The following is a 25,197-nucleotide window of genomic DNA, read 5'->3' as shown; positions in this document are numbered from 1 at the left end:
GTCTTCCTTACATGGCCGGGGGTTTCTGGCGGCTAGATAGTCGCGCGGAGCCGCATTTTCAACCGGATTCGGCGGGTTTGCCGCGCATTTGCCGCTCTTGTGCCCGGCTTGGCGCGGGCATGGGGCCGGGGCGCTTTTCCCGCCCGCCGCGCCATGGCATAGAAGCCGGAACGCAGCATTGCCGGAGCGACCCATGCCCAGACTTCTCGCCCTGATCGTGATCCTGGTGCTGGCCCTTGGCGGGGCCTGGCTGTGGAGCGGCGGCGATCTTTCCCGGCTCGCGGGCCTGATCCCCGGGCAGGGCGCCGCACCCGACGCCACGGCGGCCGCCGCCCAGGACAAGGCCAATGCCGCCGCCGATGCGGCCGCCGACGCCGCCGCCATCGCGGCGGACGCCGCGGCAGAGGCCGCGGGATCGGCGACATCAGCCGCCGTGGCCCCCGCCGGCTCGGCCGCCGACCAGGCCGAGGTCGCGGCCGAGGAAGCCATCGCCGCGGCCGACCGCGCCGCCGAGGCCGCGGCCCGGGCCAGCGCCGCGCCCACGCAGGCCGAGGCTGCCGCTGTGGCCGCCGGCACCGCCGCCCGCGATGCGGCCAGCGCCACCCGCGCCGCCGGCAATGCGGCGGGCGAGGCGGTCGAGATCGACGCCGCCCTGACCCCGCAGGGCTTCGACGCCGCCCGGCTGCGCCGGATCGTCGCGGCGGCCGCCCTGCCCGAGGCGCGCAAGGCCGAGCTGGCGGCGTTGGTCGCACGCGCCGAGGCCGACGCCGCCGCCCGCCCCGCGCTGCTGGAACAGATCCGGGCGGCGCTGCCATGAGCTTCCCGAGCCTGTCCCGGTTCCTGGCCGAGGCTCCCGACCGGCTGGCCAAGGGCCCGATCGCGCTGATCCTGGTCGAGGACGACGCCGCCGTCGCCCAGACGCTGGAGCATCACCTGCGCGCCGGCTTCAAGCTGATCCTGGCGCTGTCGCCCGAGCCCCTGCCCGCCGATGCGATCCCCGCCGCCGGCGCCAGCAAGATCGTCAACCTGCGCCACGATGCCCGCCGCGGCCGCGCCCATGTCGAGGCGGTCAATGCCGCCATCGAGGCGGTGCCGAACGACACCTGGCTCTATTACGGCTATAACGCGGAATTCCTGTTCTACCCCTTCTCGGAACACCGCACTGTGGGCGAGATGCTGGGCTTTCACGCCGAGGAACGGCGCCGGGCCATGCTGACCTATGTCGTGGACCTCTATGCCCCGGACCTCGACCGCTTTCCCGATGCGGTCAGCCTGGACCAGGCGATGTTCGACCGCACCGGCTATTTCGCGCTTGGCCGCGCCGACCGCGACGGCCGGCACAGGGAACGGCAGCTGGACTTCCACGGCGGCTTGCGCTGGCGCTTCGAGGAACACATCCCGCGCGACCGCCGCCGCATCGACCGCATCGCGCTGTTCCGCACCCAGCCCGGGCTGAAGCTGCTGCCCGACCACCGCTTCAACGTCGAGGAATACAACACCTATTCCTGCCCCTGGCACCACAACCTGACGGCGGCGGTGGCCTCGTTCCGGGTCGCCAAGGCGCTGGCGCGCAATCCCGGCTCGCGCGGGGCCATCGGCAGCTTCCGCTGGCGCAACTCGCATCCCTTCCTGTGGAACTCGCAGCAGCTGATGGATTTCGGCCTGATGGAGCCGGGACAGTGGTTCTAGATCCCTGGCAGGAACGCCGCCAGCCGCGCCTGCCCCGCGCCGACGATTTCCGCAGCGAGGGCGAGGTGGATTACGCCCGCGTCATCCATTCCGCCGCCTTCCGGCGCCTGCAGGGCAAGACCCAGATCCTGAACCTGGGCGACAGCGATTTCTACCGCACCCGGCTGACGCATTCGCTGGAGGTGGCGCAGATCGCCGGCGGGCTGGTGCAGCAACTGCGCGGCACGGCGGGCGGCCATGCCGGCGCCGCCGCCCTGCCCGGCCGCAGCATGATCCAGGCCATCGCCTGCGCCCATGACCTGGGCCATCCGCCCTTTGGCCATGGCGGCGAGGTGGCGCTGAACTGGTGCATGCGCGACGACGGCGGGTTCGAGGGCAACGGCCAGACCCTGCGGCTGCTGTCGCGCCCGCCCGGCAGCCTGCCCGAACCGGGGGTGAACCTGACCCGGCGCAGCCTTCTGGGCGTGCTGAAATACCCGGCGCCCTGGTCGCGGCTGGCCAATCCGGCCTGCGCGCCGCGCCTGCGGGACGGGCTTTCGGTGCTGCGCTGCATCGACACCGAGGCCTCGGCGCCGCCGAAGTGCCACCTGGACAGCGAGGCCGGGCTGGTCGACTGGATCCTGGCGCCGCTGTCGAACGAGGACCGCGACAACTTCACCCGGATTCGAGAAAACCCGGGCAAGCATGCGTCCACGCTGCATAAATCCTTGGATTGCAGCATCATGGACCTGGCCGACGACATCGCCTATGGCGTCCACGACCTCGAGGATGCCATCGCGCTGGGGCTGGTTTCGGCCGAGGCCTTCGAGGCCGAGGTGGCGGGCGCGGCGCCCGGCGATCTGGTCGCGCCGCTGTTCGGACCGCCGGCGGCGCGCAAGCAATGCATCGGCGCGCTGGTGCATCATTTCATCGCCAGCGTGCGCTTCCGCGAGGAGCCGGGCTTTGCCGAGCCGCTGCTGCGCCATCGCGTCGCGCTGCCGCCCGAGCAGCGGCAGGTTCTGGACCTGCTCAAGGGCTTCATCTTCCGGCACGTGATCCGCAGCGCCGGGGTGCAGCAGCTGGAGTTCAAGGGCCAGACCATGGTGGTCGCGCTGTTCGAGGCGCTGCGTTCGGACCCCGAGCGGCTTCTGCCCGAGGAATGGCGCCGGCGCCATGCCGAGGACGGGCTGCGGGCGATCTGCGATCATGTCGCGGCCATGACCGACGCCAGCCTGCTGCGCAGCTACGAGCGGCTGTTCGCGCCGCGCATGGGCTCGGTCTTCGACCGGCTCTAGGCGGCGCTGACGCGCCAGATCACGTCGCCCACGTCATCCGCCATCAGAAGCGAGCGGCGATCCGGGCCGATGGCGACGCCGACCGGCCGGCCATAGGAGAATTTCTCGTCCGGCGACAGGAAGCCGGTTAGGATGTCGCGGGGCGCCCCCGAGGGCCGGCCGCCCTCGAAGGGCACGAAGATCAGCTTGTAGCCCGACAGAGTCGAGCGGTTCCACGAGCCGTGCTGGCCGATCACCATGCCGTCCGGGAAGCCGGGCAAGGTGCCCGCGGGCATCCAGCACAGGCCCAGCGAGGCGGTGTGGCCGCCCAGGGCGTAATCCGGGGTCAGGGCGCGGGCGACCATGCCGGCGTCCTGCGGCACGCGGTCGTCGACGGTCTGGCCCCAATAGCAGAAGGGCCAGCCGTAGAAGCCGCCGTCCCTGACCGAGGTCAGATAGTCGGGCGGGGTCTCGTCGCCGAGGCCGTCGCGTTCGTTCACCACCGTCCACAGCGCGCCGGTCACGGGCTCCCAGGCCAGCCCCACGGGGTTGCGCAGGCCCGAGGCGAAGATCCGCGCCCGGCCGGTTTCCAGGTCCAGCTCCCAGATCGCGGCGCGGCCTTCCTCGGCCTCCATGCCGTGATCGCCGATGTTCGAGAGTGACCCCACGCCGCAATAGAGCCGCTTGCCGTCGGCCGAGGCGATCAGGCTGCGCGTCCAGTGCCCGCCGGGCTGGAACTCGACCAGCCGCCGGCCCACCCCCTCGATGCGGGATGCGCCGGGCGGATAGGGAAAGGCGACGATGCCGTCGGTATTGCCGACATAGAACGTGTCGCCGACCAGCGCCATGCCGAAGGGCTGGCGCTGGTTTTCCAGGAACAGCTCGCGGGTTTCGGCCACGCCGTCGCCATCGGCGTCGCGCCACAGGCTGATGCGGTTCGCGCTGACACCCAGCGCCCGCGCCCGGCGCATGGTGGCCTGCGTGGCGCGGTCGAGCAGGGTCTTCGGCGGGCTCGCCTCTTGCAGGGCCTCGGCCACCAGCACGTCGCCGTTGGGCAGGACCTCGATCCAGCGCGGGTGCAGCAGGTCGCGGGCAAAGGCGTTGACGCGCAGGCCGGGCGCGGGCACCGGCGCCTCGTCGCCGCGCCAGCCGCGCGCGGTCGGCATCTTCAGCGTCATGATGCCCTGCGATTTCGCCTGCGGGATCTGCGGGTCGCGGCCGAAGGCGGGGATGCGGGGCGCGCCCATCCGGCGCATCAGCACCATCGCCCCGCCCACCAGCGCGGTCGCCCTGGCCATCAGATCCATGCGCGTTTCCTTTCTGCCGACCTGCGACCCGAGGCTAAACGAGCGTGCGCGAGCGTCAATCACCGAATGCATCCCCCGGTAGCCCTGCCGCCACAAACCGGCTATAGGCGCAGGAAAACTGGAGCGATCATGCCCGATCCCTTCGACCGGCCCGCCTCGATCCCCGCCTTCGCGCTTTTCGCGCTGCTGCCGGGGCTGCTGCTGCTGGCGGCCTGCCTTTGGGGCGGCGGCTGGACCTGGGCGGCGCTGATCTGGATGGGCGGCGCCAGCCAGATCGTCGACACGGTGATCGCGCGCGGCTTCGCCGATCCGCAGGGCGACCGGGTGCCGCCGGCGACCGACCTTTTGTCGGTGGTGCTGGCGGGGCTGCATTTCCTGCTGCTGGTCCTGGGGCTGGTCGCGCTGGCCGGGGCCGGGATGGATGCGGCCTCGCGGCTGGCGCTGTTCCTGGGGCTGGGGCTGTTCATGGGCCAGGTGTCGAATTCCAACGCGCATGAGCTGATCCATCGCGGCGCGCGCGGGCTGTTCCGGCTGGGGGCGGCGGTCTATGTGACGCTGCTTTTCGGGCATCACACCTCGGCGCACCGGCTGGTGCATCACCGCCATGTCGCCACCGCGCAGGACCCGAACTCGGCCCGGTTGGGCGAGAGCTTCTGGCATTTCCTGCCGCGCGCGCTGATTGGATCGTTCCGGGCCGGGCTGGCGGCCGAGCGCGCATTGTCGGCGCGGCGGCCGGGGCGGCTCAATCCCTATCTGGTCTGGGTCGGCGGCGGCTTCGCCTGCTGCCTGCTGGTCGGCCTGGCGCTGGGATGGGCGGGGCTTGGCTGGTATCTGGGGCTGTGCCTTTACGCGCAGGTGCAGATGATGCTGGCGGATTACGTGCAGCATTACGGGCTGGAGCGGGGGCTGCGCGCGGATGGCCGGCCCGAGCCGGTCGGGCCGCGCCACAGCTGGGACGCGCCGCATTTCCTGTCCTCGCTGATGATGGTGAACGCGCCGCGCCATTCCGACCATCACGCCCATCCCGGCCGGGCCTATCCCGGGCTGCGGCTGGAGCGCGAGGCCACGCCGCGGCCGATGCTGCCCTATTCGCTGCCGGTAATGGCGTCGCTGGCCATGCTGCCGCGGGTCTGGCGGCGGGTCATGGATCGGCGCGTCGCGCGCATGCGCGCCGAATAGGCATCTGCGGATGCGCGCCGAGTAGGGATCTGCGGATGCGCGCCGAGTAGGGATCTGCGGATGCGCGCCGAATAGGCATCTGCGGATGCGCGTCGAGTGAGGCGGATGCGGATGCGGGGCGGGTGACATGGAAACGGCGGCGCCTTGGGGCACCGCCGGTTTTTGGGTATTTGCAGAGCAAAGAAGCCGTCAGGCCTGCGCGTCGCGGATCAGCTGCGCCAGGTGCTCGGTCGAGGGGTCGTGGCCGGGGGCGGGCTTGCCTTCCAGCAGCGGCGCGACCTTCAGCGCCAGTTCCTTGCCCAGCTCGACCCCCCATTGGTCGAAACTGTTGATGCCCAGGATCACGCCCTCGACGAAGACCCGGTGCTCGTAGAGCGCGACGATCTGGCCCAGGGCATGGGGCGTCAGCTCGGGGATCAGCAGCGTGGTCGAGGGGCGGTTGCCCGGGAAGACGCGGTGGCGGGCCTGGCGGTCGAGCTCGGCGCCGCTGAGGCCCTTCTGCTGCATCAGCGCCCGCGCCTCGTCGAACGAGCGGCCGCGCATCAGCGCCTCGGACTGCGCCAGGCAATTGGCGGTCAGGAGCAGGTGGTGATGCGTCAGCGCGGGCTCGTGGCCGCGGGCGGCGACGATGAATTCGCAGGGCACGATGGCGGTGCCCTGGTGGATCAGCTGGTAGAAGGCGTGCTGGCCGTTGGTGCCGGGCTCGCCCCAGACCACCGGGCCCGAGGGGACGGTCAGGTCGCTGCCGTCCATCGCCACGCGCTTGCCATTCGATTCCATTTCCAGCTGCTGCAGATAGGCCGGCAGGCGGCCGAGGCGGTTGTCATAGGGCAGCACCGCGCGGGTGCCATAGCCGCAGACCTGGTGGTGCCAGAGCCCGACCAGCGCCAGGATCACCGGCAGGTTTTCCGCCAGCGGCGCCTCGCGGAAATGCCGGTCCATCGCCGCGCCGCCGGCCAGGAAGCGGTCGAATTCGTCCGGGCCGATGGCGATCATCAGCGCCAGGCCGATCGGCCCCCACATGGAATAGCGGCCGCCGACCCAATCCTCGAAGCCGAAGACGCGGGCGGCGTCGATGCCCCATTCCGCCGTCCTGGCCGTGGCCGAGGAAAGCGCCGCGAACTGCTGCGCCGGCTCAGCGACGCTGGCCGCCATCCAGTCCAGCGCGGTCCTGGCGTTGGTCATGGTCTCGATGGTGGTGAAGGTCTTGGAGGCGACGATGACCAGCGTGGTCGCCGGATCGAGCCCGGCGATGGTGTCGGCGATGTCGGCGCCGTCGACGTTCGAGACGAAATGCAGCCGCGGCCCGTCGTGATACGGCGACAGCGCGCGCGTCGCCATGGCCGGGCCTAGGTCCGAGCCGCCGATGCCGATGTTGATCACGTCGGTGATCTTGCCGCCCTGCCCCGCGAAGCTGCCGTCGCGGACCGCATCGGCAAAGGCGCGCATGCGGGCATGGGTGGCGCGCACCTCGGGCATGACGTCCTGGCCGTCGACCAGCACGCTGGCGTCGAGGTTGCGCAGCGCGGTATGCAGCACGGCGCGGTCCTCGGTCTCGTTGATGCGCTGGCCCGAGAACATCGCCTCGCGCCGTTCGGCGACCGGCTGCGCGAGTTCCAAGAGCAGCGCGCGGGCGGTGTCGTCGATGCTGGTCTTGGACCAGTCGAGGGCCAGCCCCTCGGCCTGCACGGTATAGGCCGTGGCCCGGCCGGGCGCGCTGGCGAACAGGCTTTCGATGCGCAGCGCGCCCTGCGCCTTGCGGTGGTCGGTCAGTCTGGTCCAGATCTCGCTCATGTCACTCTGCCCAATGCACGGTGATGTCGCCTAGGAAGGCCTTGATCGGCGCCTCGGTCGGGTCGAGGCCTTGCGCACGCTCAAGTGCGGCGCGCTTGTCGGCCCCGGTGATCAGAAGATGGGTGTTGATCGCGCCCTTCAGCGCCGCGGCGGTCAGGGTGATGCGCGGCTCGTCCTTGATGCTGGCCACCGCCATGACCGGGGCCGCATCCGGGGCCAGCGCCAGCACGGTTTCTGAAGCCGCCGGAAACAGGCTTGCCGTATGCATGTCGGTGCCCATGCCCAGCAGAAGCACGGTCAGCGGCAAGAGCGGCGCGACCTGGGCGCCCAGCGCCTCGGCCGCATCCTCGGGGCGTGCATCGCCGGTATAGAGGTCGATGTAGCGCGCCGCCTGCGCCTTGTCCTTGAGCAGGTGGCGATGCAGCAGCCGGCTGTTCGAGCGCAGATGCTCGCCGTCGACCCAGCGTTCGTCGTTCAGCAGCACGGTGACGCGCGGCCAGTCGAGCTCGCTGCCCGAGAGATAGTCGTAGACCGGCGCCGGCGTGGTGCCGCCCGGCACGCAGAGGCTGGCGCTGTCATTCACCCGCAGGTGCTGCGCCAGCTGGCCGGCGATCTTGTCGGCCAGCGACAGGAACAGCATCTCGCGGTCGGGATATTCGACGAAATCCAGGCTCATGACCGTATCTCCCTCCACCGGCGGTTGTCGCGGTGCAGCAGGCGCAACGCTTCCTCGGGGCCGCTGGATCCCGGGTCATAGGGTTCGGGGCGTTTCGAGCCGTGCTCCCAGGCGCTGATGATCGGGTCGGTCCAGGCCCAGGCGGCCTCGACCTCGTCGCCGCGCATGAACAGGGTCTGGTTGCCGCGGATCACATCCATGATCAGCCGCTCATAGGCGTCGGGCATGTCGCTGCCCTCGGCGCCCAGCGCATCGGCAAAGCTCATGTCCAGCGGCACCTGCACCAGGCGCATGCCGCCGGGCCCCGGCTCCTTGATCATCACGGTCAGGTCCATGCCTTCGTTCGGCTGCAGCTTGATGACCAGCTGGTTGGCCTTGTGGGTGCCGCTGTCGTCGAAGAGCGAATGCGGCGGTTCCTTGAAGGTGATGACGATCTCGCTGGTCCGCGCCCGCAGCCGCTTGCCGGTGCGCAGGTAGAAGGGCGTGCCGGTCCAGCGCCAGTTGGCGATGCACACCTTCAGCGCGACGAAACTCTCGGTGCGGGAATCGCGGTTCTCGGCATCCTCGAGATAGCCGGGGCCGTCCGGGCCGGCGACATATTGGCCGCGCACGATCTCTTCGGCCGCGACCGGCTCCAGCGCGCGGATCACCTTCAGCTTCTCGTCGCGCACGGCGTCCGAGTCGATGTGATAGGGCGGCTCCATGGCGATCAGGCACAGAAGCTGCATCAGGTGGTTCTGCACCATGTCCCGCATGGCGCCGGAATGGTCGTAATATTCGCCGCGCCCGCCCACGCCCACCGTCTCGGCGACGGTGATCTGGACGTGGTCGACATATTGCGCGTTCCACAAGGGCTCGAACAGGATATTGGCGAAGCGCACCGCCATCAGGTTCTGGACGGTTTCCTTGCCCAGATAGTGGTCGATGCGATAGATCTGCTTTTCCGAGAAATGCCGGGCCAGGGTGTCGTTCAGCGCCCTCGCCGTGGCCAGGTCGCGGCCAAAGGGCTTTTCCACCACGATGCGGCTGTCGGCATCGGCGATGCCATGCTCGGCCAGCCGCTCGGCGATGTCGCCGAACAGCGCCGGCGCCACCGAGAAATAGAAGGCATGCACGACGCCCGGGCGGACCCGCGCCTTGAGCTCGGCCCAGCCCTCGGTGCCGCGGGCGTCGATGGCGACATAGCCGAGCAGGTCCAGGAAGGCCGAGACGCGGGCGGGATCCTCGGCCTTGCCGACGAATTCGGCGATGGCGGCGCGCATCTCGGCGCGGAAGGCCGCGTCGTCCTGGCGGGTGCGGGCGGCGCCGATGATCCTTGCGCTGGCCGGCAGCTGGCCGGCCTTGAACCGCCGATACAGCCCGGGCACGATCTTGCGCCGGGCCAGGTCGCCGGTCGCGCCAAAGATCACAAGGTCGAAATCCTCGACCGGAATCACGCGTGAAACCATCGCTGCCTCCTCATCGCTGATCTGTCGGTTAGCGGATGTTAGCGTTAACATCAAGTCCTGCAAGCCCATGCCCGTTCAGTCCTGTCCTGGCCCGGCCCGATCCGCGGCCGAGCTGGCCGGCCGGGTGTCGAAATCCTGGTGCCGCGCCATCGCCTTGGCCAAGCGCGGCAGGCGGGCGCGGCGCAGCAGTTCCTTGCGGCTCAGCGCAGCGCCGGCGGCCTGGGCGCGCGCCTCGGTCGCGGCGACGGCGGCGGCAATGGCATCGGGCGCGCGCAGGTAGAGATCGCGCAGGAATTCGTCGGGATGGACGGCCGTCAGCCCGACCGCCGCCAACGCGCCGCGCGGAAAATCGCGCAGATTGGCGGTGATGATGCTGGAGGCGCCGGCCGCCAGCGCCGCCTCGACCACATGGCGGTCGGCGGGATCGGGCAGGTCCAGCCCCTCGGCGCCGCCCGACGGGGCAACCATCGCCCCGGGCAGGCGCGATTCCAGCAGCGCGATCTCGACCCCGGCCGCCAGCCCCTGCCGGTCGGCGGCATGGCGCCATTCGTCCAGGATGCGCCGCGACCAGACCGGGGCATACAGCCCGGCATCCGCCGCATCGACCAGGATCTCGCGCAGCACGGTCGGGAACAGGACGCAGGCGTCCAGGACGGCCTTCATCCGTCCAGCCGGAAGAACAGCGCCTTGAGATAGCCGCTTTCGGCCAGTTGCGGCAGCACCGGATGGTCGGGGCCGGCCTGGCCGGTGTGCAGAAGCTGCATCCGCCGCCCGCCACGCCCGATACCGCGCGTCGAGGCGTTGCGGAAGGCGGACAGGTCGGCGGCGTGGCTGCACGAACACAACCCCAGATAGCCGCCCGGCGCCACCAGCGGCGCGGCGAGCTTCGCCACCCGCTCATAGGCGCGCAGGCCCGCCTCCAGCGCCGGCTTCGAGGGCGCAAAGGCCGGCGGATCGCAGATCACCAGGTCGAAGCGCGCGCCCTCCGCCGCCAGCGCCTCCATCTGGTCGAAGGCGTCGCCCTGGCGGATGGTCAGCCGCGATTCGGCGTCCATGGCGCGCGCGCCGCCCCGCGCCAGTTCCAGCGCCGCGGCCGAGCCGTCGATGCAGGTCGCCTGCCCGGCCCCCGCCGCCAGCGCCGCCAGCCCGAAGCCGCCGACATGCGAGAACACGTCCAGCACCCGCGCGCCCTTGGCGAGGCGCTGCGCAAAGGCGTGGTTCGGCCGCTGGTCATAGAACAGCCCGGTCTTCTGCCCGCCCATCAGGTCGGCAAGGTAGATCGCGCCGTTCATCGGCACCTCGACCGGACCCTGGACGCCGCCCGACAGCACCGCCATGCGCTCGGGCAGCCCCTCAAGCCCCCGAGCGCGGCCCTGCCCGTTCAGGATCACCGTCGAGACCCCGGCGACCGCGCGCAGCGCCGCGGCGATTTCCTCGACCATGCGCTCGGCCCAGGCGGCGTTGGGCTGGATCACCGCGGCATCGCCGAAGCGGTCGATGATGGTGCCGGGCAGGCCGTCGGCCTCGGCATGGACCAGGCGATAGAAGGGCGCGTCGAACAGCCGCTCGCGCAGCGCCAGCGCCCGGGTCAGCCGCGCCGCGATCCAGTCGCCGTCGATCACCGCCTGCGGGTCGGGATCCATCATCCGGGCGATGATCTTCGATTCGGCATTGACCGTGACCACGCCCATCGGCCGGCGCTCGGCATCCTCGAGAGCCGCGAAGCTGCCCGGCGCGATGGCCCGGGTGCGGCGGTCCACGACCAGTTCGTCGGCAAAGACCCAAGGGAAGCCGTGGCGGATCGCCTGCGGCTTGGACTTGGGGCGCAATCGGATGATGGGCAGATCGGCGGTCATGGCGGCCTCGTGCAAAACGCGGCAGGATTGCCACGATGCGCGCCTGCGGGCAAGAGCCGGCCGGTTGCGCCGTTACCGCTAACATGATACCCTGCGCGCGAAGGAGAAGCCAGCCATGACCCTGCACGCCACCATCGACCGGGTGACCGACCGCATCCGTGCCCGCTCGGCCAGCAGCCGAAGCGCCTATCTGGCCAAGATCGCCCGCGCCGCCGAGGAGGGCCCGCGCCGGGCGCATCTGTCCTGCGGCAACCAGGCCCATGCCTATGCCGCCATGCCCGACAAGGACGACCTGGCGACCAGCCGCAAGCCGAACATCGGCATCGTCACCGCCTATAACGACATGCTTTCGGCGCATCAGCCCTATGAGCGTTACCCGGACCTGATCCGGCAGGCGGCCCATGCCGCGGGCGCCACGGCGCAGGTGGCGGGCGGCGTGCCGGCAATGTGCGACGGGGTCACGCAGGGCCGGCCGGGGATGGAGCTGTCGCTGTTTTCCCGCGACGTGATCGCGCTGGCCTCGGGCGTGGCGCTGACGCATGACGTCTTCGACGCGGCGCTGTATCTGGGGGTCTGCGACAAGATCGTGCCCGGGCTGATCATCGCCGCCGGCACCTTCGGCCATATCCCGGCGGTCTTTGTCCCGGCCGGGCCGATGCCCTCGGGCCTGCCCAACGACGAGAAATCCAAGGTCCGCCAGCAATTCGCCACCGGCGAGGTCGGGCGCGAGGCGCTGATGGCGGCCGAGATGGCCAGCTATCACGCGCCGGGCACCTGCACCTTCTACGGCACCGCCAATACCAACCAGATGCTGATGGAGTTCATGGGCCTGCACCTGCCGGGGTCGAGCTTCGTGAACCCGAACACGCCGCTGCGCGAGGCGCTGACCAGCGCCGCCGTCGCGCGCGCGGCCGCGATCACGCGCCTGGGCAACGATTACCTGCCGGCGGGCGAGGTGCTGGACGAGCGCGCCTTCGTCAATGGCATCGTCGGGCTGATGGCGACCGGCGGCTCGACCAACCTGGTGCTGCACCTGCCGGCGATGGCGCGGGCGGCGGGGGTGATCCTGGATCTCGAGGATTTCCACGACCTGTCCGAGACCGTGCCGCTGATGGCCCGGGTCTATCCCAACGGGCTGGCCGACGTGAACCATTTCCATGCCGCGGGAGGCCTGGGCTTCATGATCGGTCAGTTGCTGGAGGCCGGGCTGCTGCATCCCGACGTCAAGACCATCGCCGGCGGCGGGCTCGACCAATATGCCCGCGAGCCGAAGCTGCGGGACGGCCGCGTCGAATGGGTCGAGGGCGCGCGGGACAGCCTGAACGACCGCATCCTGCGCCCGGCCGCCGATCCCTTCGCCCCGACCGGCGGGCTGAAGCAACTGTCGGGCAACCTGGGCCGCGGCGTCATCAAGGTCTCGGCCGTCGCGCCCGAGCGCCATGTCATCCAGGCGCCCGCCCGGGTGTTCTCGGACCAGGAGGACGTGAAAGCCGCCTTCAAGCGCGGCGAGTTCACCCAGGACACCATCGTCGTCGTCCGCTTCCAGGGTCCCAAGGCCAACGGCATGCCGGAACTGCATTCGTTGACCCCGACGCTCGCCGTCCTGCAGGATCGCGGGCTGCGCCTGGCGCTGGTCACCGACGGGCGCATGTCGGGCGCCTCGGGCAAGGTGCCGGCGGCGATCCATATCTCGCCCGAGGCGGCGGATGGCGGTCCGCTGGCCCGGCTGCGCGACGGCGACCTGCTGCGGCTGGACGCGGTCGCGGGCACGCTGACCTGTCTCGAGCCCGACTTCCTGGACCGCCCCGCCGTCCAGCACGATCCATCGCGCAGCGCCGAAGGCCTGGGGCGCGAGCTTTTCGCCGCCTTCCGCGCCCATGTCGGCCCCGCGACCGAAGGCGCGGCGGTGGTGGTCTGACAGGACCGGCAAGCGCATCAGGCTCGGGCCGCTAACCGTCGCAGCGCCGGGCGCAGTTTTCCGGCGCGGGCGGCGCCCATGGCAACGGCCGCGCCCATGGATTTTCGAGCCCCCGGGCCGGCAGGCGAATGACCTCGCCAGTCGCGGGCAGCATCCGCGGCAGCAGGGCGCGCAGCGACTCCTGCTCGCCGTCCGATTCGCTCAGGAACAGCACATTCAGGCAAACCTGCCCGTCCTCGTCCCGGATCCGGCAGATCCGTGCATCGACACGAAAGCGGCGCCCCGATTTCGCCACCTGCGCCAGGCCGTGCAGCCGCGCCTCCCTGCCCTCGCCGCCTTGCAGCATCTGGCGCAGCCGCTCGGGCGCCTTCTCCGCATCGTCCAGCAGCATGACGACCGGCCGGCCGATCAATTCGTCGCGTTGATAGCCGCACATGCCGAGACAGCACTGGTTCACCGCCAGGATTCGCCCGGCCAGATCAAGGATCAGCACCGCGCGATGCGTGCGGATGGCGCGCATCGCCCATTCGACATCGTGGTGCAGCCGCTGGACTTGGGACATGCGAAAAGCCTCATGCAGGAATTTCCGCCAGCATGGCGCCAAGACGCTAACAATCCCTTAGCGGCGGCGATTTTTTCGCTCAGGCTTCGGTCGGGGGGCCGAAACGCTCGAGCATCCGGCTGCGGATCTGGTCGCGCACGCCGCGGTAAAGCGCCAGCTTGGCCTCGCGCCCCTCGGCCAGGCCGCTGGGGTCCATGATCGGCCAATACTCGACGTCCAGATGCGCAACCCGCGTCAATTCAAGGGCTTGCCTCTGGCTGGCCGGCGACAGCGCCACGATCAGGTCGAAGCTGCCCAGGTCGTCGCCCCAGGCCTGCATCTCTTCGAAGGACCGCGCGCGGTGGCGCGACAGCTCGACCCCGATCTCGTCGCAAACGGCGATGGCGAAACCGTCGATCTCCATGTCGTTCTTGACCCCGGCCGATTGCACATAGGCGGCGCGGCCGTAAAACTTCTTCATCATCCCCTCGGCCATGGGCGAGCGAATCGCGTTGTGATCACAGCAGAAAAGCACCGAATGGGGAATCGGTCCGGCCACGAATCACTCCGGGATCAGGGCGCAGATCAGGGTGAACAGGCGGCGGGCGGTGTCGATGTCGATCTGCGCCTTGCCCTCCAGCCGCTCTTGCAGGGTGCGGGCGCCCTCGTTGTGGATGCCGCGCCGCGCCATGTCGATGGCCTCGATCTGCGCCGGCGGCAGGCGCTTGACCGCATCGAAATAGCTGGCGCAGATCTGGAAGTAATCCTTGACGGTCTGGCGGAACGGGCCCAGCGACAGGTGGAACTCGGCCAGCCGGTCGCCGGCTTCGGTCGCGATGTCGAAGACCAGGCGCTTTTCGCGCACCGCCAGCGCCAGGGCATAGGGGCCCTGCGGCACCGGAGCGCCCTCGCGGCCCGGCAGCACGAAGCTGTTGTCCTCGAGCAGGTCGAAGACGGCGACGCGGCGGTCCTGTTCCATGCCCGGGGTCGGCGGCGGCAGGGCGCTGTCGTCGATCTCGATCCGGCAGATGCGGTCGGTGCTGGCCTGGCTCATCCATTCCCCCCGTTCAATGCCGCAAGCCGGGCCGAGACCGACCGGCCATGCGCGCCCAGCCCTTCCGATTCGGCCAGCCTGACCGCCGCCGGGCCAATGGCGGCCAGCGCCTCGGGGGTCAGGCGGGCGATGGTCGTGCGCTTGAGGAAATCCATCACCGACAGGCCCGAGGAGAACCGCGCCGAGCGCGCCGTCGGCAGCACGTGATTCGGCCCGCTGACGTAATCGCCCACCGCTTCCGGCGTCCAGCCGCCCAGGAAGATGGCGCCGGCATGGCGGATCTGGCCGGCCAGCGCCTCGGGGTCGTCGACGCAAAGCTCCAGGTGCTCGGGCGCAAGCCGGTCCGAGAGCGCCGCCGCCTCGGCCAGGTCGCGGGTCACGATCACCGTGCCATAGTCGCGCCAGCTGGCGCCGGCAACGGCGGCGCGCGGCAGCGTCGGCAGCAGGCGTTCGACTTCGGCCACCACGGCGCGGGCCAGGTCGGCGTCGGGCGTGACCAGGATCGACTGGGCATCGGCGTCATGCTCGGCCTGGGCCAGCAGGTCCAGCGCCAGCCATTCCGGGTTCTGCGCCCCTTCGGCGATGATCAGCACCTCGGAGGGTCCGGCGATCATGTCGATGCCGACGCGGCCGAAAACGTGCCGCTTGGCCGCCGCGACATAGGCATTGCCGGGGCCGGTGATCTTGTCGACCGGCCGGATGGTCTCGGTGCCATAGGCCATGGCGGCGACGGCCTGGGCGCCGCCGATGCGATAGATCTCGTCGACGCCGGCCAGTTCGGCGGCCAGAAGCACCAGCGGATTGACCGCGCCATCGGGCGTCGGCACGCAGATCACCAGCCGCTCGACCCCCGCCACCCGCGCCGGAATGGCGTTCATCAAGACCGAGGAGGGATAGCTCGCCTGCCCACCCGGAACGTAAAGCCCCGCCGCCGAGACCGGCGTCCAGCGCCAGCCCAGGCTCGCGCCCTCGGGGTCGGTCCAGCGCATGTCCTCGGGCATCTGCCGGGCGTGATAGGCACGGATGCGGTTCGCGGCCATGACCAGCGCCGCCCGATCCTCGGCCGAGACGCGCGCGGTCTCGGCCGCGATCTCATCGGCGCTGAAGGCCAGGGCCTCCGGCGTCAGGGAAAGCCGGTCGAAGCGCGCGGTCAGCTCGACCAGGGCCGCGTCGCCGCGCGCCCGCACATCGGCGATGATCGCGGCCACGGCCTCGTTCACATCCGCCGCATCCTCGCGTTTCATCGACAGAAGCGCTGCGAAGCGCTCGGCGAAATCGGGCTGGGCGGTCGAAAGATGGATGGGCATGGCTCGGGCCTTCAATGACCCGCCCTTGTTAGCGACTGCCGCCAGGGGGCTCAAGCGGCTATGCTGCGGCCTGAACCGCCCCGCCCATCCCAGTTGCCCGGTTGGGATCGGGTATTTGGGGAGCAAAGAAGCGGGACGCTTCATGCGCTTCTTCGTTCTTCAAATACCCATTGCGACCGGGCGACACGCGCATCCGGTGGCCCTGTGCGCAGAGGTTCAGCTATCCGGATGCCGGGGCAGCTTGCCCGAGGGCGCGAGATAGGGCCGGGTCACGTCGCGCAGCTCGACATTCAGGCATTCGGCATCCACGGCCAGCGTGCCGTCGCCGGCGAATTCCAGCAGCAGCCGCCCGGCGCCGTCCTGGCCCGGCTGCCATTGCAGCGTCAGCAGCTCCAGGATCAGGTCGCGATCCTTGCGGTCGATGCCGTCGCTCTGCACCCGCTGCACGTCGCCGATCAGCAGCACCGCGCGCACCCGCTCATATGGGCGGTTCTCGCGGCGGGCGGCCTCGGCATCCTCCCAGCGGAAGCGGTTGAGCAGCAGCGCCAGCTGGCGGTGGCGGGCATCATAGGCGATCTCGGTCACCGGCAGGACCGCATCCTGCGCCAGCGTCGCAATGACCGCCAGATCCTCGGCATCGCTCGCCATCAGCGCCAGCGGCGCCGGATCGGCATCCTGGAATCTCGCGTCAGCCATCGGCCGTCCCCTCCTTGATGCGTTCGATCTGGGCGCCGACGCCGCGCAGCTTGCGCACCACCTTCTCGTAGCCGCGATCCAGGTGATAGACCCGGCTGACGATGGTCTCGCCCTCGGCCGCCAGCCCGGCAAGGATCAGGCTGACCGAGGCACGCAGGTCAGTGGCCATCACCGGGGCGCCGCGCAGCTTCTCGACGCCGCGGACGGTGGCATGGCCGCCGTGGACCTCGATCCGGGCGCCCATGCGGATCAGCTCGGGGGCGTGCATGAAGCGGTTCTCGAAGATCTTCTCCTCCAGCACCGAGGTGCCCTCGGCCGTGCACAAGAGCGCCATCATCTGCGCCTGCAGGTCGGTCGGGAAGCCGGGGAAGGGTTCGGTCACCACATCCACCGCCCGCACCCGGCCGTTCTTGCGCGAGACCTTGAGGCCGCGCTCGGTCTCGACCACGTCGATGCCGGCGGCGTCGAGCTTTTCGCAGAAGGCCGCGACAAGGTCGATGCGACCGCCGAGGCATTCGACCTCGCCGCCGCAGATCGCCGGGGCGAGCATGTAGGTGCCCAACTCGATCCGGTCGGTGACCACGGGATGGGTGGCGCCGCGCAAGGCCTGCACGCCCTCGACGGTGATGGTCGACGAGCCCTCGCCCTCGATCTGCGCGCCCATGCGGCGCAGGCATTCTGCCAGGTCGACGATCTCGGGCTCGCGCGCGGCGTTGTTGATGACGGTGGTGCCGCGCGCCAGCGTCGCGGCCATCAGCGCGTTCTCGGTCGCCCCGACCGAGACCAGCGGGAAGTCGATCACCGCGCCCCGCAAGCCGCCCGAGGGCGCCTTGGCATGGACATAGCCCTCGCGCAGGTCCAGTTCCGCCCCCATCGCCTCGAGCGCCTTCAGGTGCAGGTCCACCGGCCGCGCGCCGATGGCACAGCCGCCGGGCAGCGACACCACCGCATGGCCGTCGCGCGCCAGCATCGGTCCCAGCACCAGGATCGAGGCGCGCATCTTGCGCACGATATCGTAATCGGCGGTGTGGTTGTTCAGGTCATGGCTCGACAGCGCCAGCACCTCGCCATCCTGCAGGCTGGCCACCTCGGCCCCGAGCGATTGCAGCAGCGCGGTCATGGTGCGGATGTCCGAGAGCCGCGGCGCGTTGGTCAGCGTCAGCGGCTGGTCGGTCAACAGCGTCGCGGGCATCAGCGTCAGGCAGGCATTCTTGGCGCCGGCGATGGGGATCTCGCCCTTGAGCGGCCCGTTACCCCTTACAATGATCTGGTCCATCTAGTCCTCGTTCCCGGGCGCGCCCTGATCCGGCGTCTGTTGCCCATGCTGCTCGTCCTGCGAATCCGCCTCGGCCCGCGCGCGGCCCTGCGCCTTGCGCCGCGCCAGATTGGCCCGCAGCGCGGCCTTCAGCCGCGCCTCGCGCGTGTCGCTCCGGGGGTCGCGGGGTGGTTTGGTCATGCCCACCCTGTTAGCGTCCTTGCCCGCTTGCGTCCAGCGGCGGCGCGAAGGCCGGCGCCGGTCGGTGCCGCGCGATTTTTGGAAATCCCCCCTTGCGCCTACCCGGTGGTTCGGTCTAAAGCCCCGTCCACGATGCTGTGGTAGCTCAGTGGTAGAGCACTCCCTTGGTAAGGGAGAGGTCGAGAGTTCAATCCTCTCTCACAGCACCATCTTATCCATTTGAAATCTAAAAAAGTCCTTGCCTTGTTGGGGTTAGTGCCTCTTTTGGTGCCGGCATTGGTGCCAGAATGGGGTTATGGCGATGGCTGGACAGGTCAAAAATCTCAAGGTCAAAGGTGGTCGATTCTATGCCCGCGTGGCTGTCCCTGCGCACCTTCGCCAGATCATCGGCAAGACAGAACTGGTCAAGCCGCTAGGTGGCGAACGCCGCGCGGCTATGAAGGCGCTGCCTGCTGCCGTGGCGACCCTACAGCGCCAGATCGCGACGGCAGAGGCTACGACGGCAGGCGACCGACTGGACGACCTGCGCACACCCATCACCACCGAGGACTTTTCCCGCGCGATCTGGCAACGCTATTCCGATATGCTGGCCGAGGACGAACAGACCCGCGCCCGCTATCCGACGCCCGACCAGATCGGGGCCGCAACCGACCGTGCTATTAAGCGTATCCAGAAGGACGGTATAGACACGTCTGACCCGCTGGCGATGCTGGATGCCGCCCTAGAGGTCCATGTCCTGAAAGGCGCTCGCGAGTTTGACCAGAACACCCGCAAGGCCCGACTGGACGCTCTCCGCAAAGACCTGGCTGCGGATCGAACGCACCCGGCCGAGCATGAGATAGCCGCTTACCTTGATCGCCATAGCCTGACCGCGCCCGAGGGATCGGCGGAACGCGCTACCTTGGCAAAGCGGATCATGCGCGCCGAGATAGAGGCGCTACAGCGCACCCTAGAGCGCGACCGTGGCGACTATGGCGGCAAGCCTGCCGATCCGGTTGTTAGCCCACCAGCGGCCGCAGCCGCGCCGCTAGAGCCGGTTCCGATCAAGAAGCTATTCAAGGACTACATCGCCAGCCGGCAGGCTCTTGGAAAGCACAAGGACGGCGCGAAGGCTTGGGAAACGGCCGTCCTGCACCTGATCAAATTCCTTGGTCACTCGGATGCCCGACGCATCACCAAGCGCAACCTTCTCGACTGGCGCGACAAACTGGTCGCCGAGAAGAAATCAACGAAGACCATCGCCGACAAGTATCTCGCCAGCGTCCGCGCAATGCTGCGATGGGCGCATGAGAATGACCTTCTGCCGACCAATGAGGCCGAGGCCGTCCGGCAGGAGGTCGCAAAGAAACGGCGCACCCGCGAGGCAGGTTATACCGATGCAGAGGCAATCGCGGTCCTGAAAGCCTCGACCGGCTATCAGCCGAAAGCGACGGACAATCCCGCCCATCGTGAAAGCGCGCATATCACGGATGCCAAGCGGTGGGTGCCGCTTCTCTGCGCCTTCACCGGCGCGCGCGTCTCTGAAATGACGCAGCTACGGAAAGAGGATCTTCGCCAAGAGGGCGACCGTTGGGTGATCCGCATCACGCCGGACGCGGGCAGCGTCAAGACAGGCGACTTCCGTGATGTGCCGCTGCACAAGCAGGTTATCTCCATGGGCTTCGCCGACTTTGTGAGAACCGCGCGAGCCGGTCCTTTGTTTCACGGAGGAAAGACCCCTGCCCGTTTCCTCGCATCAGCACGGGGAACGTCCGGCCGCATCTCGCAATGGCTGCAAGACCTGGATCTTGTGCCTGATGGCGTCCAGCCGTCCCATGCATGGCGGCATCGGTTCAAGACGCTGGCGCGAGACATTGGCGCGGATAGTCGGGTGGTGGATGCGATCCAAGGCCACGCCGGACGCACCGCATCGGATGACTACGGCGATGTTTCATTGATTGCGAAAGCCCGCGTGATCGACGCGCTACCGGACTACAATATCGAATAGCGGCCGGATGTGTCACGCAACAATATTGCGTCATAAGCCTTTAAATCGCAATTTCATTAGCCTATCTTCCTACAAGTAACTAGTTCTTTGGGTAAATCGTCTAGTGTCTATGGTTTCCACGCTTCGGCGTGTCTTCACGCGCGAAGAGAAGGCGGCTGGTCTGTCCTCGCCAGCCGCCTTTGAAATCTTCGGTATCGCGCCGACCATCACCGGCCAGAACATCACGGCCGAGGCCGCAATGCGCGTCCCGGCCGTCGCGCGCGCCGTGTCGCTGATCGCCGAAGGCGCAGGCAACCTGCCGGTGAAGCTCTTCGAGCGCGGCACCCGCGCGTCTGTCACCGATCATCCCGCCTATCACCTTGTCCATGAGGCTGCGAACCCTTGGACCTCTGCCGAAGCTCTGCGAACCGATCTGACGGCCGACGCGCTGAAACACGGTCACGGCTTCGCTGTCGTGGTGCGCAACAGCCTGGGCGAAGCCCTTGAGCTTCACCGCGTCGAACCGGGCCGCGTCCAGATCGAAACCGACACCCTGACCGGCGAACCGTCCTATCTGATCTCCACGACCACGGCCGGGCCGGCTCGCTATCATTACGCTGACGTGCTGCACGTCGCCGCCTTCAATGGCGTCTCGCCCATTGTCCGGGCGCGCGAGGCAATCGGCCTTGCTTCGGCCATGGAATCGCATGTTGCGAAGCTCTTCGCCAACGGTGCCCGGCCGTCCGGTATCATCACGACCGAGAAGACGCTGACCGAAGAGGGCAAGGGCAATCTAGCAAAGGGATGGCAAGCCGCCCATGGCGCGGGCCGATCCGGTGGCACGGCAATTCTTGATGAAGGCATGACCTATCAGCGGATCGCCGAGACGCTGACCGATGCGCAATTCATCGAGAACCGCGTCGAACAGGTTCGCGAGGTCGCCCGCGCCTTCAACGTCCCGCCGCCGATGCTTTTCGAGCTGTCGCGGGCCACTTGGTCGAACAGCGAGGAAATGGGCCGGCAGTTCTTGGTTTTCACCCTCGCCCCGTGGCTCAAGACCTGGGCGGCCGCTTATGCGCGCTGCCTGCTGACCCCGGCCGAGCGCCGCGAGCTTTACGTCGAGTTCATCACCGACGACTTGACCACGACCGATACCGCCAATCGTGCAGCGGCATATTCGACCTATCGCGCTGCGGGCGTGATGACGGCGAACGAGGTCCGCGCCGGCCTGAACCTGCCGCCGCGCGATGACGGCGACGTGCTGGCATCCCCGCATATCACCCCGACCGATGCGACCCCGGCCGCATCGAACAAGAACGAGATCCCCGAAAATGAATGACGACATCACGCTTCGCGCGTTCTTCGGCGATGGCGAGCGCACCTTCTGTCTGACCGACACCATGCTGGCCGAGCTGGAACGGATCACCGGCCAAGGAATCGGCGCGGTTTATGCCTGTATGGTCAATATGAGCTATCCGGCGAATTTCCTGCGCGAGATCATCCGTCTGGGTCTGATCGGCGCGGGCACCGCGCCCCAAGATGCCCGGCGACTGGTCGAAGCCTATGCCGACAACCGGCCGTTGACCGAGGTTTTCCCCGTCGCCTTCGAGATCCTCGAAGCGCGCTGGACCGGTGTAGGGGTGGCAGCATGACCGGCCGTCTCGAAATCAAGGCCGCTCTCGAAGTCACCGATGCCGGTGAGATCACGGGTCTGGCGTGGCCGTTCGGCACCCCGGATCGCGTGGGCGACGTGATCGAGAAAGGCGCTTTCGCCACGTCCCCGGCTTCGGTGCCGATGCTTTTCGGCCATGACCAAGCCCAGGTGATCGGCGTCTGGGATTCCATCGCCGAGACGGCCGAGGGCTTGACCGTCAAAGGCCGCTTGCTGGTCGATGATGTGGAACGCGCCCGCGAGGTCCGCGCCATGGTCAAGGCCGGCGCTGTCTCTGGCTTGAGCATCGGCTTTGTCGCCACGGACGCCACCCGCCACGCCAAGGGCCGCACCATCAAGGCGCTTGCCCTGCACGAAATCAGCGTTGTCGCGGTGCCTTGTCACCCCGGCGCGAAGATCACCTCTCTGAAATCTCAAGATCAATCCCATGGGGAAAGTATGACTGTTAACGTTTCTTATGTCACCAAAGACGAAATCGAGGGGCTGACCTCGAAGAAGTTCGAGGAAGTCAAATCGCGTCTGGACGCTATCGAGGCCAAGGCGCAACGCCCCGGCGTGGTCGAGGTCAAGAACGACACCACGGCCGAGAAGAAGGCTTTCGTCGAGTATCTGCGCACCGGCAGCGTCGAGGCCAAGGCGCTGACCACGGCCAGCGACACCGCGAACCACGTTCTGGCACCGCAAGACGTGTCGGGCGAGTTCATTCGCAATCTGGTCGAGTTCTCGCCCATTCGCGGCATCGCTGACGTTCGCAGCACCGGCAGCGCGACCGTGATCCTACCGCACCGCACCGGCGTCACGAATGCCGCCTGGGTGGGTGAAACCGGTGCCCGCAACGCCAGCGAGCCGACCTTCGATCAGGCCGAGATCGCAACCAAGGAAATCGCGACCTATGTGGACCTGTCGCTTCAACTGGCCGAGGATAGCGCCAACGTGCTGTCCGAAGTGAATCTCGCTCTGGCCGAAGACTTCGGGCAGAAAGAGGCTGCGGCTTTCGTGAATGGCAATCTGGCGCTGGAGCCTTCGGGCTTCATGGCGAACGCCGACATTGCCACCCATGACAACGGCCATGCTGCGAACCTGTCGCCGGATGCGCTGATCGCGCTAATGTATGCGCTGCCCGCCACCTATCGCAACGCCGGCACCTGGGTGATGAACGGCACCACTCTGGCGACCATTCGCACCCTGAAAGACGGGCATGGCAACTATCTGTGGCAGCCCAGCTATCAGGCCGGCCAGCCTGAAACCATTCTGGGCCGTCCGGTGGTCGAGGCGGTGGATATGCCCAACATCGAGGCCGACGAAACGCCGATCATCTTCGGCGACTTCAAGCGCGGTTATCGGATCTATGACCGGCTGTCGCTGGAAGTCTTCGCCGACCCCTACAGCGTCCGCGTGAATGGTCTGATGCGCTATCACGCCCGCCGCCGCGTCGGTGCCGGCGTGGTCCGCCCGGCTGCCTTCCGCAAGCTGCTGATGGCGGTCTAAGCCATGATCGCAGCCCGCGAGGACATCGCGCTCTATCACCGCGACCATGTGGTGATACTGCGCCCGACCTTGCGGGCCGCATCCATCCTTGAGCGGCTGCACCATGGATGGGAAGCGCTCTTTCGGCGTGTCGATCAATTCGACACCGGCACGATTACCGCAATCATTCGCACCGCTGCAAGCGATAGGAGCGCCGCCGAGGCGCTTCTAGCGTCTTTCAGCACCCGACCCATTGCCGAGATCGAGAAGGCCGTCTCTGCGGCGCTCTGCGAGCTTCTGGCGCGGTTCCTGCTGCCGGTCGAGGATGACGACGAAACCCCGAAGGGCACCTCTGCCCCGGCTGGTGATCCGGTTGCCTGGTCAAAGGTTTATTCGCAGCTCTTCGAGATGGGCACGGGCTGGCTTGGCTGGACCCCTGCCGAGGCCTGGAACGCGACCCCGGCCGAGATCGCAGCCGCCATGAAGGGCCACGTCGCCAAGCTCAAGGCTATCCACGGTTCGGCCGAGGAAGAGCAAGACACCCCGTCTAACGCTTACACGCCCGAGCGGCTGCGCGAGATCGAGGAGCAAGGCTTCGACCCCGCCTTTGATCGCGGTGCGCTACAGGCATTGAAAGCGAGGCATCAGGCATGAGAACCATTCATCTTTACGGCAAATTGGGCAAAGAGTTCGGCAGCTTGCATCGTTTCGCGGTCGATACCGTGGCCGAGGCAATCGAGGCTCTGCGCGCGAACTTCCCGAAGTTCTTCGACGCGATCCGGCACGGCTTCTATCGTGTCGTGGTGGGCAAGACTTCCCGCAACGGCATGGAACTGGATGAAGCGATGCTTCCCGGCTTCAAGCTCGGCCAGCAAGACCTGCATATCGTGCCAGTTGTGAAAGGGCGCAAGCGCGGTGGCATCGGCAAGATCATCGCCGGGATTGCACTGATCGGTCTGTCGATGGTCACGGGTGGTATGGCTGGCACCTTTTGGACAGCCGGTATTCTCGGTTCCACGACGACCGCCGCCAGCCTGATGGGTTCCAGCGGTGCCGGTCTGCTGATCTCTGGCGTCGCGTCCTTCATCGCGCCGCAACAGGACGCGCCCGACGACACCAAATCTTTCACCATGACCGGTCCGACCACGACCACGCGCGAGGGCGGCATTGTGCCCATCGTCTATGGGCGCGTCTGGACCGGCGGGACCATGATCAACGGCTCGCTGTCCATTCGCAGCGAGGATGACCCGCTTGGCAGCACGACCGAGGAAATCTTTACCGGCTTGAGTGCCACCTGATGCCACGCCCGCCCCATACCTGCCATTGCGGCCGCACGGTGCCCCATGGCGAGCGCTGCCTGTGCCAGATCGCCAGCACCCGCGCCCGCAACCGTCGCCACGATGCCCGCCGACCTTCGGCCCGTGCGCGCGGATATACGCGCGAATGGGAGAAGGCGCGGGCCGAGTTCCTGCGCCTTCATCCCTACTGCGCCATGTGCGGTGCCGACGCGACACTTGTTGACCACATCAAGCCCCATAGGGGCGATAAGGCGCTGTTCTGGAACTGGAACAACTGGCAGGCGCTGTGCACCGGCTGCCATAGTTCGACGAAGCAGAGGGCAGAACGAAATCAGTAAGGTGGCCTTCGATGTAGAGCCGCCCTATCGACAGGTTTAAAACTGCTCGCTAACCTGCCTGACAGTGAATCTTTCTCAGGTGGCTCAATGAGAATCTCGCCTTCATCTTTGCGCATTAGTTCTCTTTTGGCGGCCCTAAAAGATAATACCGATTCAGATGTCATCGATGCATTATCATATTTTTTACTGCCTGCTCTTGATAAGGTTAAAGGCTTGCCGGTAACTGCCAGTTTGATTGCCAAGGCAGCAAACGGAATTTACGGTTGGAACATAACCGAGTCT

General features: G+C 68.0%; 26 protein-coding genes and 1 tRNA gene. 14 read left to right on the top strand and 13 right to left on the bottom strand.

The genetic code is table 11. The features are described from left to right. Positions 1-193: 193 nt before the first annotated feature. From ASV56_RS19660 to ASV56_RS19650, 3 genes are read left to right on the top strand one after another with little or no spacing between them, the layout of a single operon-like run. Positions 194-817 (top strand): hypothetical protein, encoded by a 624-nt coding sequence (locus ASV56_RS19660; protein ID WP_062563667.1) that lies wholly within the window; start codon positions 194-196, stop codon positions 815-817. Continuing rightward, entirely contained in the window at positions 814-1,689 is an 876-nt protein-coding gene (locus ASV56_RS19655) for a glycosyltransferase family 2 protein (protein WP_062563666.1), read from the top strand. The genes ASV56_RS19660 and ASV56_RS19655 overlap by 4 nt, the downstream gene beginning before the upstream one ends. Beyond that, complete coding sequence (locus tag ASV56_RS19650; protein ID WP_062563665.1) at positions 1,680-2,963, top strand: anti-phage deoxyguanosine triphosphatase; 1,284 nt, start codon at positions 1,680-1,682, stop codon at positions 2,961-2,963. The genes ASV56_RS19655 and ASV56_RS19650 overlap by 10 nt, the downstream gene beginning before the upstream one ends. Here the strand turns inward: ASV56_RS19650 and ASV56_RS19645 are convergent. Continuing rightward, on the bottom strand, positions 2,960-4,249 hold the full coding sequence (locus ASV56_RS19645; protein ID WP_062563664.1) for a PQQ-dependent sugar dehydrogenase: 1,290 nt from the start codon (positions 4,247-4,249) through the stop codon (positions 2,960-2,962). The two genes, ASV56_RS19650 and ASV56_RS19645, sit on opposite strands and share 4 nt — an antisense overlap. 129 nt (positions 4,250-4,378) lie before the next feature. On the opposite strand from ASV56_RS19645, the gene ASV56_RS19640 reads away from it, so the two are divergent. Continuing rightward, positions 4,379-5,428, top strand: coding sequence for an alkane 1-monooxygenase (locus tag ASV56_RS19640; RefSeq protein WP_062563663.1), 1,050 nt, complete (start codon positions 4,379-4,381; stop codon positions 5,426-5,428). 189 nt (positions 5,429-5,617) lie between these two features. Here the strand turns inward: ASV56_RS19640 and pgi are convergent, their stop codons facing one another. The 5 genes from pgi to ASV56_RS19615 all read right to left on the bottom strand — a co-directional run bounded on the left by pgi (position 5,618) and on the right by ASV56_RS19615 (position 11,202). After that, positions 5,618-7,222 (bottom strand): glucose-6-phosphate isomerase, encoded by a 1,605-nt coding sequence (pgi, locus tag ASV56_RS19635; RefSeq protein WP_062563662.1) that lies wholly within the window; start codon positions 7,220-7,222, stop codon positions 5,618-5,620. A gap of 1 nt (position 7,223) precedes the next feature. Further along, entirely contained in the window at positions 7,224-7,898 is a 675-nt protein-coding gene (gene pgl, locus ASV56_RS19630) for a 6-phosphogluconolactonase (RefSeq protein WP_062563661.1), read from the bottom strand. Next, positions 7,895-9,346, bottom strand: a complete 1,452-nt coding sequence (gene zwf / locus ASV56_RS19625) for a glucose-6-phosphate dehydrogenase (RefSeq protein WP_062563660.1) — start codon at positions 9,344-9,346, stop codon at positions 7,895-7,897. The genes pgl and zwf overlap by 4 nt, the downstream gene beginning before the upstream one ends. Positions 9,347-9,421: 75 nt before the next feature. Beyond that, complete coding sequence (locus ASV56_RS19620) at positions 9,422-10,009, bottom strand: RSP_2648 family PIN domain-containing protein (RefSeq protein WP_062563659.1); 588 nt, start codon at positions 10,007-10,009, stop codon at positions 9,422-9,424. Continuing rightward, positions 10,006-11,202, bottom strand: a complete 1,197-nt coding sequence (locus ASV56_RS19615) for an RSP_2647 family RNA methyltransferase (RefSeq protein WP_062563787.1) — start codon at positions 11,200-11,202, stop codon at positions 10,006-10,008. Before ASV56_RS19615 ends, ASV56_RS19620 begins: the two co-directional genes overlap by 4 nt. 115 nt (positions 11,203-11,317) lie before the next feature. On the opposite strand from ASV56_RS19615, the gene edd reads away from it, so the two are divergent. Further along, positions 11,318-13,120 (top strand): phosphogluconate dehydratase, encoded by a 1,803-nt coding sequence (gene edd / locus ASV56_RS19610; RefSeq protein WP_062563658.1) that lies wholly within the window; start codon positions 11,318-11,320, stop codon positions 13,118-13,120. Positions 13,121-13,151: 31 nt separating this feature from the next. Here edd and ASV56_RS19605 read toward each other — a convergent pair whose 3' ends face one another. From ASV56_RS19605 to ASV56_RS19575, 7 genes are all read right to left on the bottom strand, one after another. Further along, entirely contained in the window at positions 13,152-13,682 is a 531-nt protein-coding gene (locus ASV56_RS19605) for a PAS domain-containing protein (RefSeq protein ID WP_082724941.1), read from the bottom strand. Between the two features lie 79 nt (positions 13,683-13,761). Then, a complete protein-coding gene (locus tag ASV56_RS19600; RefSeq protein WP_062563657.1) occupies positions 13,762-14,220 on the bottom strand; it encodes an arsenate-mycothiol transferase ArsC in 459 nt (152 codons plus the stop codon). Between the two features lie 3 nt (positions 14,221-14,223). After that, entirely contained in the window at positions 14,224-14,715 is a 492-nt protein-coding gene (locus ASV56_RS19595; RefSeq protein WP_017998173.1) for a UPF0262 family protein, read from the bottom strand. Beyond that, positions 14,712-16,022 (bottom strand): histidinol dehydrogenase, encoded by a 1,311-nt coding sequence (hisD, locus tag ASV56_RS19590; protein WP_062563656.1) that lies wholly within the window; start codon positions 16,020-16,022, stop codon positions 14,712-14,714. The genes ASV56_RS19595 and hisD overlap by 4 nt, the downstream gene beginning before the upstream one ends. Positions 16,023-16,238: 216 nt before the next feature. Then, on the bottom strand, positions 16,239-16,718 hold the full coding sequence (locus ASV56_RS19585; RefSeq protein ID WP_062563655.1) for a DUF2948 family protein: 480 nt from the start codon (positions 16,716-16,718) through the stop codon (positions 16,239-16,241). Continuing rightward, entirely contained in the window at positions 16,711-17,994 is a 1,284-nt protein-coding gene (gene murA, locus ASV56_RS19580) for a UDP-N-acetylglucosamine 1-carboxyvinyltransferase (protein WP_062563654.1), read from the bottom strand. Before murA ends, ASV56_RS19585 begins: the two co-directional genes overlap by 8 nt. Further along, a complete protein-coding gene (locus ASV56_RS19575; protein WP_062563653.1) occupies positions 17,995-18,174 on the bottom strand; it encodes a hypothetical protein in 180 nt (59 codons plus the stop codon). Positions 18,175-18,308: 134 nt separating this feature from the next. Between ASV56_RS19575 and ASV56_RS19570 the strand changes: the two genes are divergently transcribed. From ASV56_RS19570 to ASV56_RS24085, 9 genes are all read left to right on the top strand, one after another. Further along, a tRNA-Thr gene (locus ASV56_RS19570) sits at positions 18,309-18,383 on the top strand. 92 nt (positions 18,384-18,475) lie between these two features. Next, positions 18,476-20,161 carry a DUF6538 domain-containing protein gene (locus ASV56_RS19565; protein ID WP_156429254.1) on the top strand — a complete coding sequence of 562 codons (1,686 nt, stop codon included), beginning with the start codon at positions 18,476-18,478 and terminating at the stop codon, positions 20,159-20,161. Positions 20,162-20,270: 109 nt separating this feature from the next. Further along, positions 20,271-21,479 (top strand): phage portal protein, encoded by a 1,209-nt coding sequence (locus ASV56_RS19560; protein ID WP_062563651.1) that lies wholly within the window; start codon positions 20,271-20,273, stop codon positions 21,477-21,479. Beyond that, complete coding sequence (locus tag ASV56_RS19555; RefSeq protein ID WP_062563650.1) at positions 21,472-21,792, top strand: gene transfer agent family protein; 321 nt, start codon at positions 21,472-21,474, stop codon at positions 21,790-21,792. The genes ASV56_RS19560 and ASV56_RS19555 overlap by 8 nt, the downstream gene beginning before the upstream one ends. Continuing rightward, complete coding sequence (locus tag ASV56_RS19550) at positions 21,789-23,300, top strand: phage major capsid protein (RefSeq protein WP_062563649.1); 1,512 nt, start codon at positions 21,789-21,791, stop codon at positions 23,298-23,300. Before ASV56_RS19555 ends, ASV56_RS19550 begins: the two co-directional genes overlap by 4 nt. A 3-nt stretch (positions 23,301-23,303) precedes the next feature. Then, positions 23,304-23,933 carry a phage tail assembly chaperone gene (locus ASV56_RS19545; RefSeq protein ID WP_062563648.1) on the top strand — a complete coding sequence of 210 codons (630 nt, stop codon included), beginning with the start codon at positions 23,304-23,306 and terminating at the stop codon, positions 23,931-23,933. Then, positions 23,930-24,577, top strand: coding sequence for a tail assembly protein (locus ASV56_RS19540; RefSeq protein ID WP_062563647.1), 648 nt, complete (start codon positions 23,930-23,932; stop codon positions 24,575-24,577). Before ASV56_RS19545 ends, ASV56_RS19540 begins: the two co-directional genes overlap by 4 nt. Continuing rightward, positions 24,577-24,915 carry an HNH endonuclease gene (locus ASV56_RS23145; RefSeq protein WP_082724940.1) on the top strand — a complete coding sequence of 113 codons (339 nt, stop codon included), beginning with the start codon at positions 24,577-24,579 and terminating at the stop codon, positions 24,913-24,915. The genes ASV56_RS19540 and ASV56_RS23145 overlap by 1 nt, the downstream gene beginning before the upstream one ends. Before the next feature lie 87 nt (positions 24,916-25,002). Then, positions 25,003-25,197, top strand: a 195-nt coding sequence (locus tag ASV56_RS24085) for a hypothetical protein (RefSeq protein ID WP_172823802.1), incomplete at its 3' end; no start/stop codon positions are given.

This window comes from Paracoccus aminovorans (assembly GCF_001546115.1).
Lineage (GTDB): Bacteria > Pseudomonadota > Alphaproteobacteria > Rhodobacterales > Rhodobacteraceae > Paracoccus > Paracoccus aminovorans_B.
The sequence above is the reverse complement of the archived record's forward strand: the minus strand, read 5'-3'. Positions and strand labels throughout refer to the sequence as shown.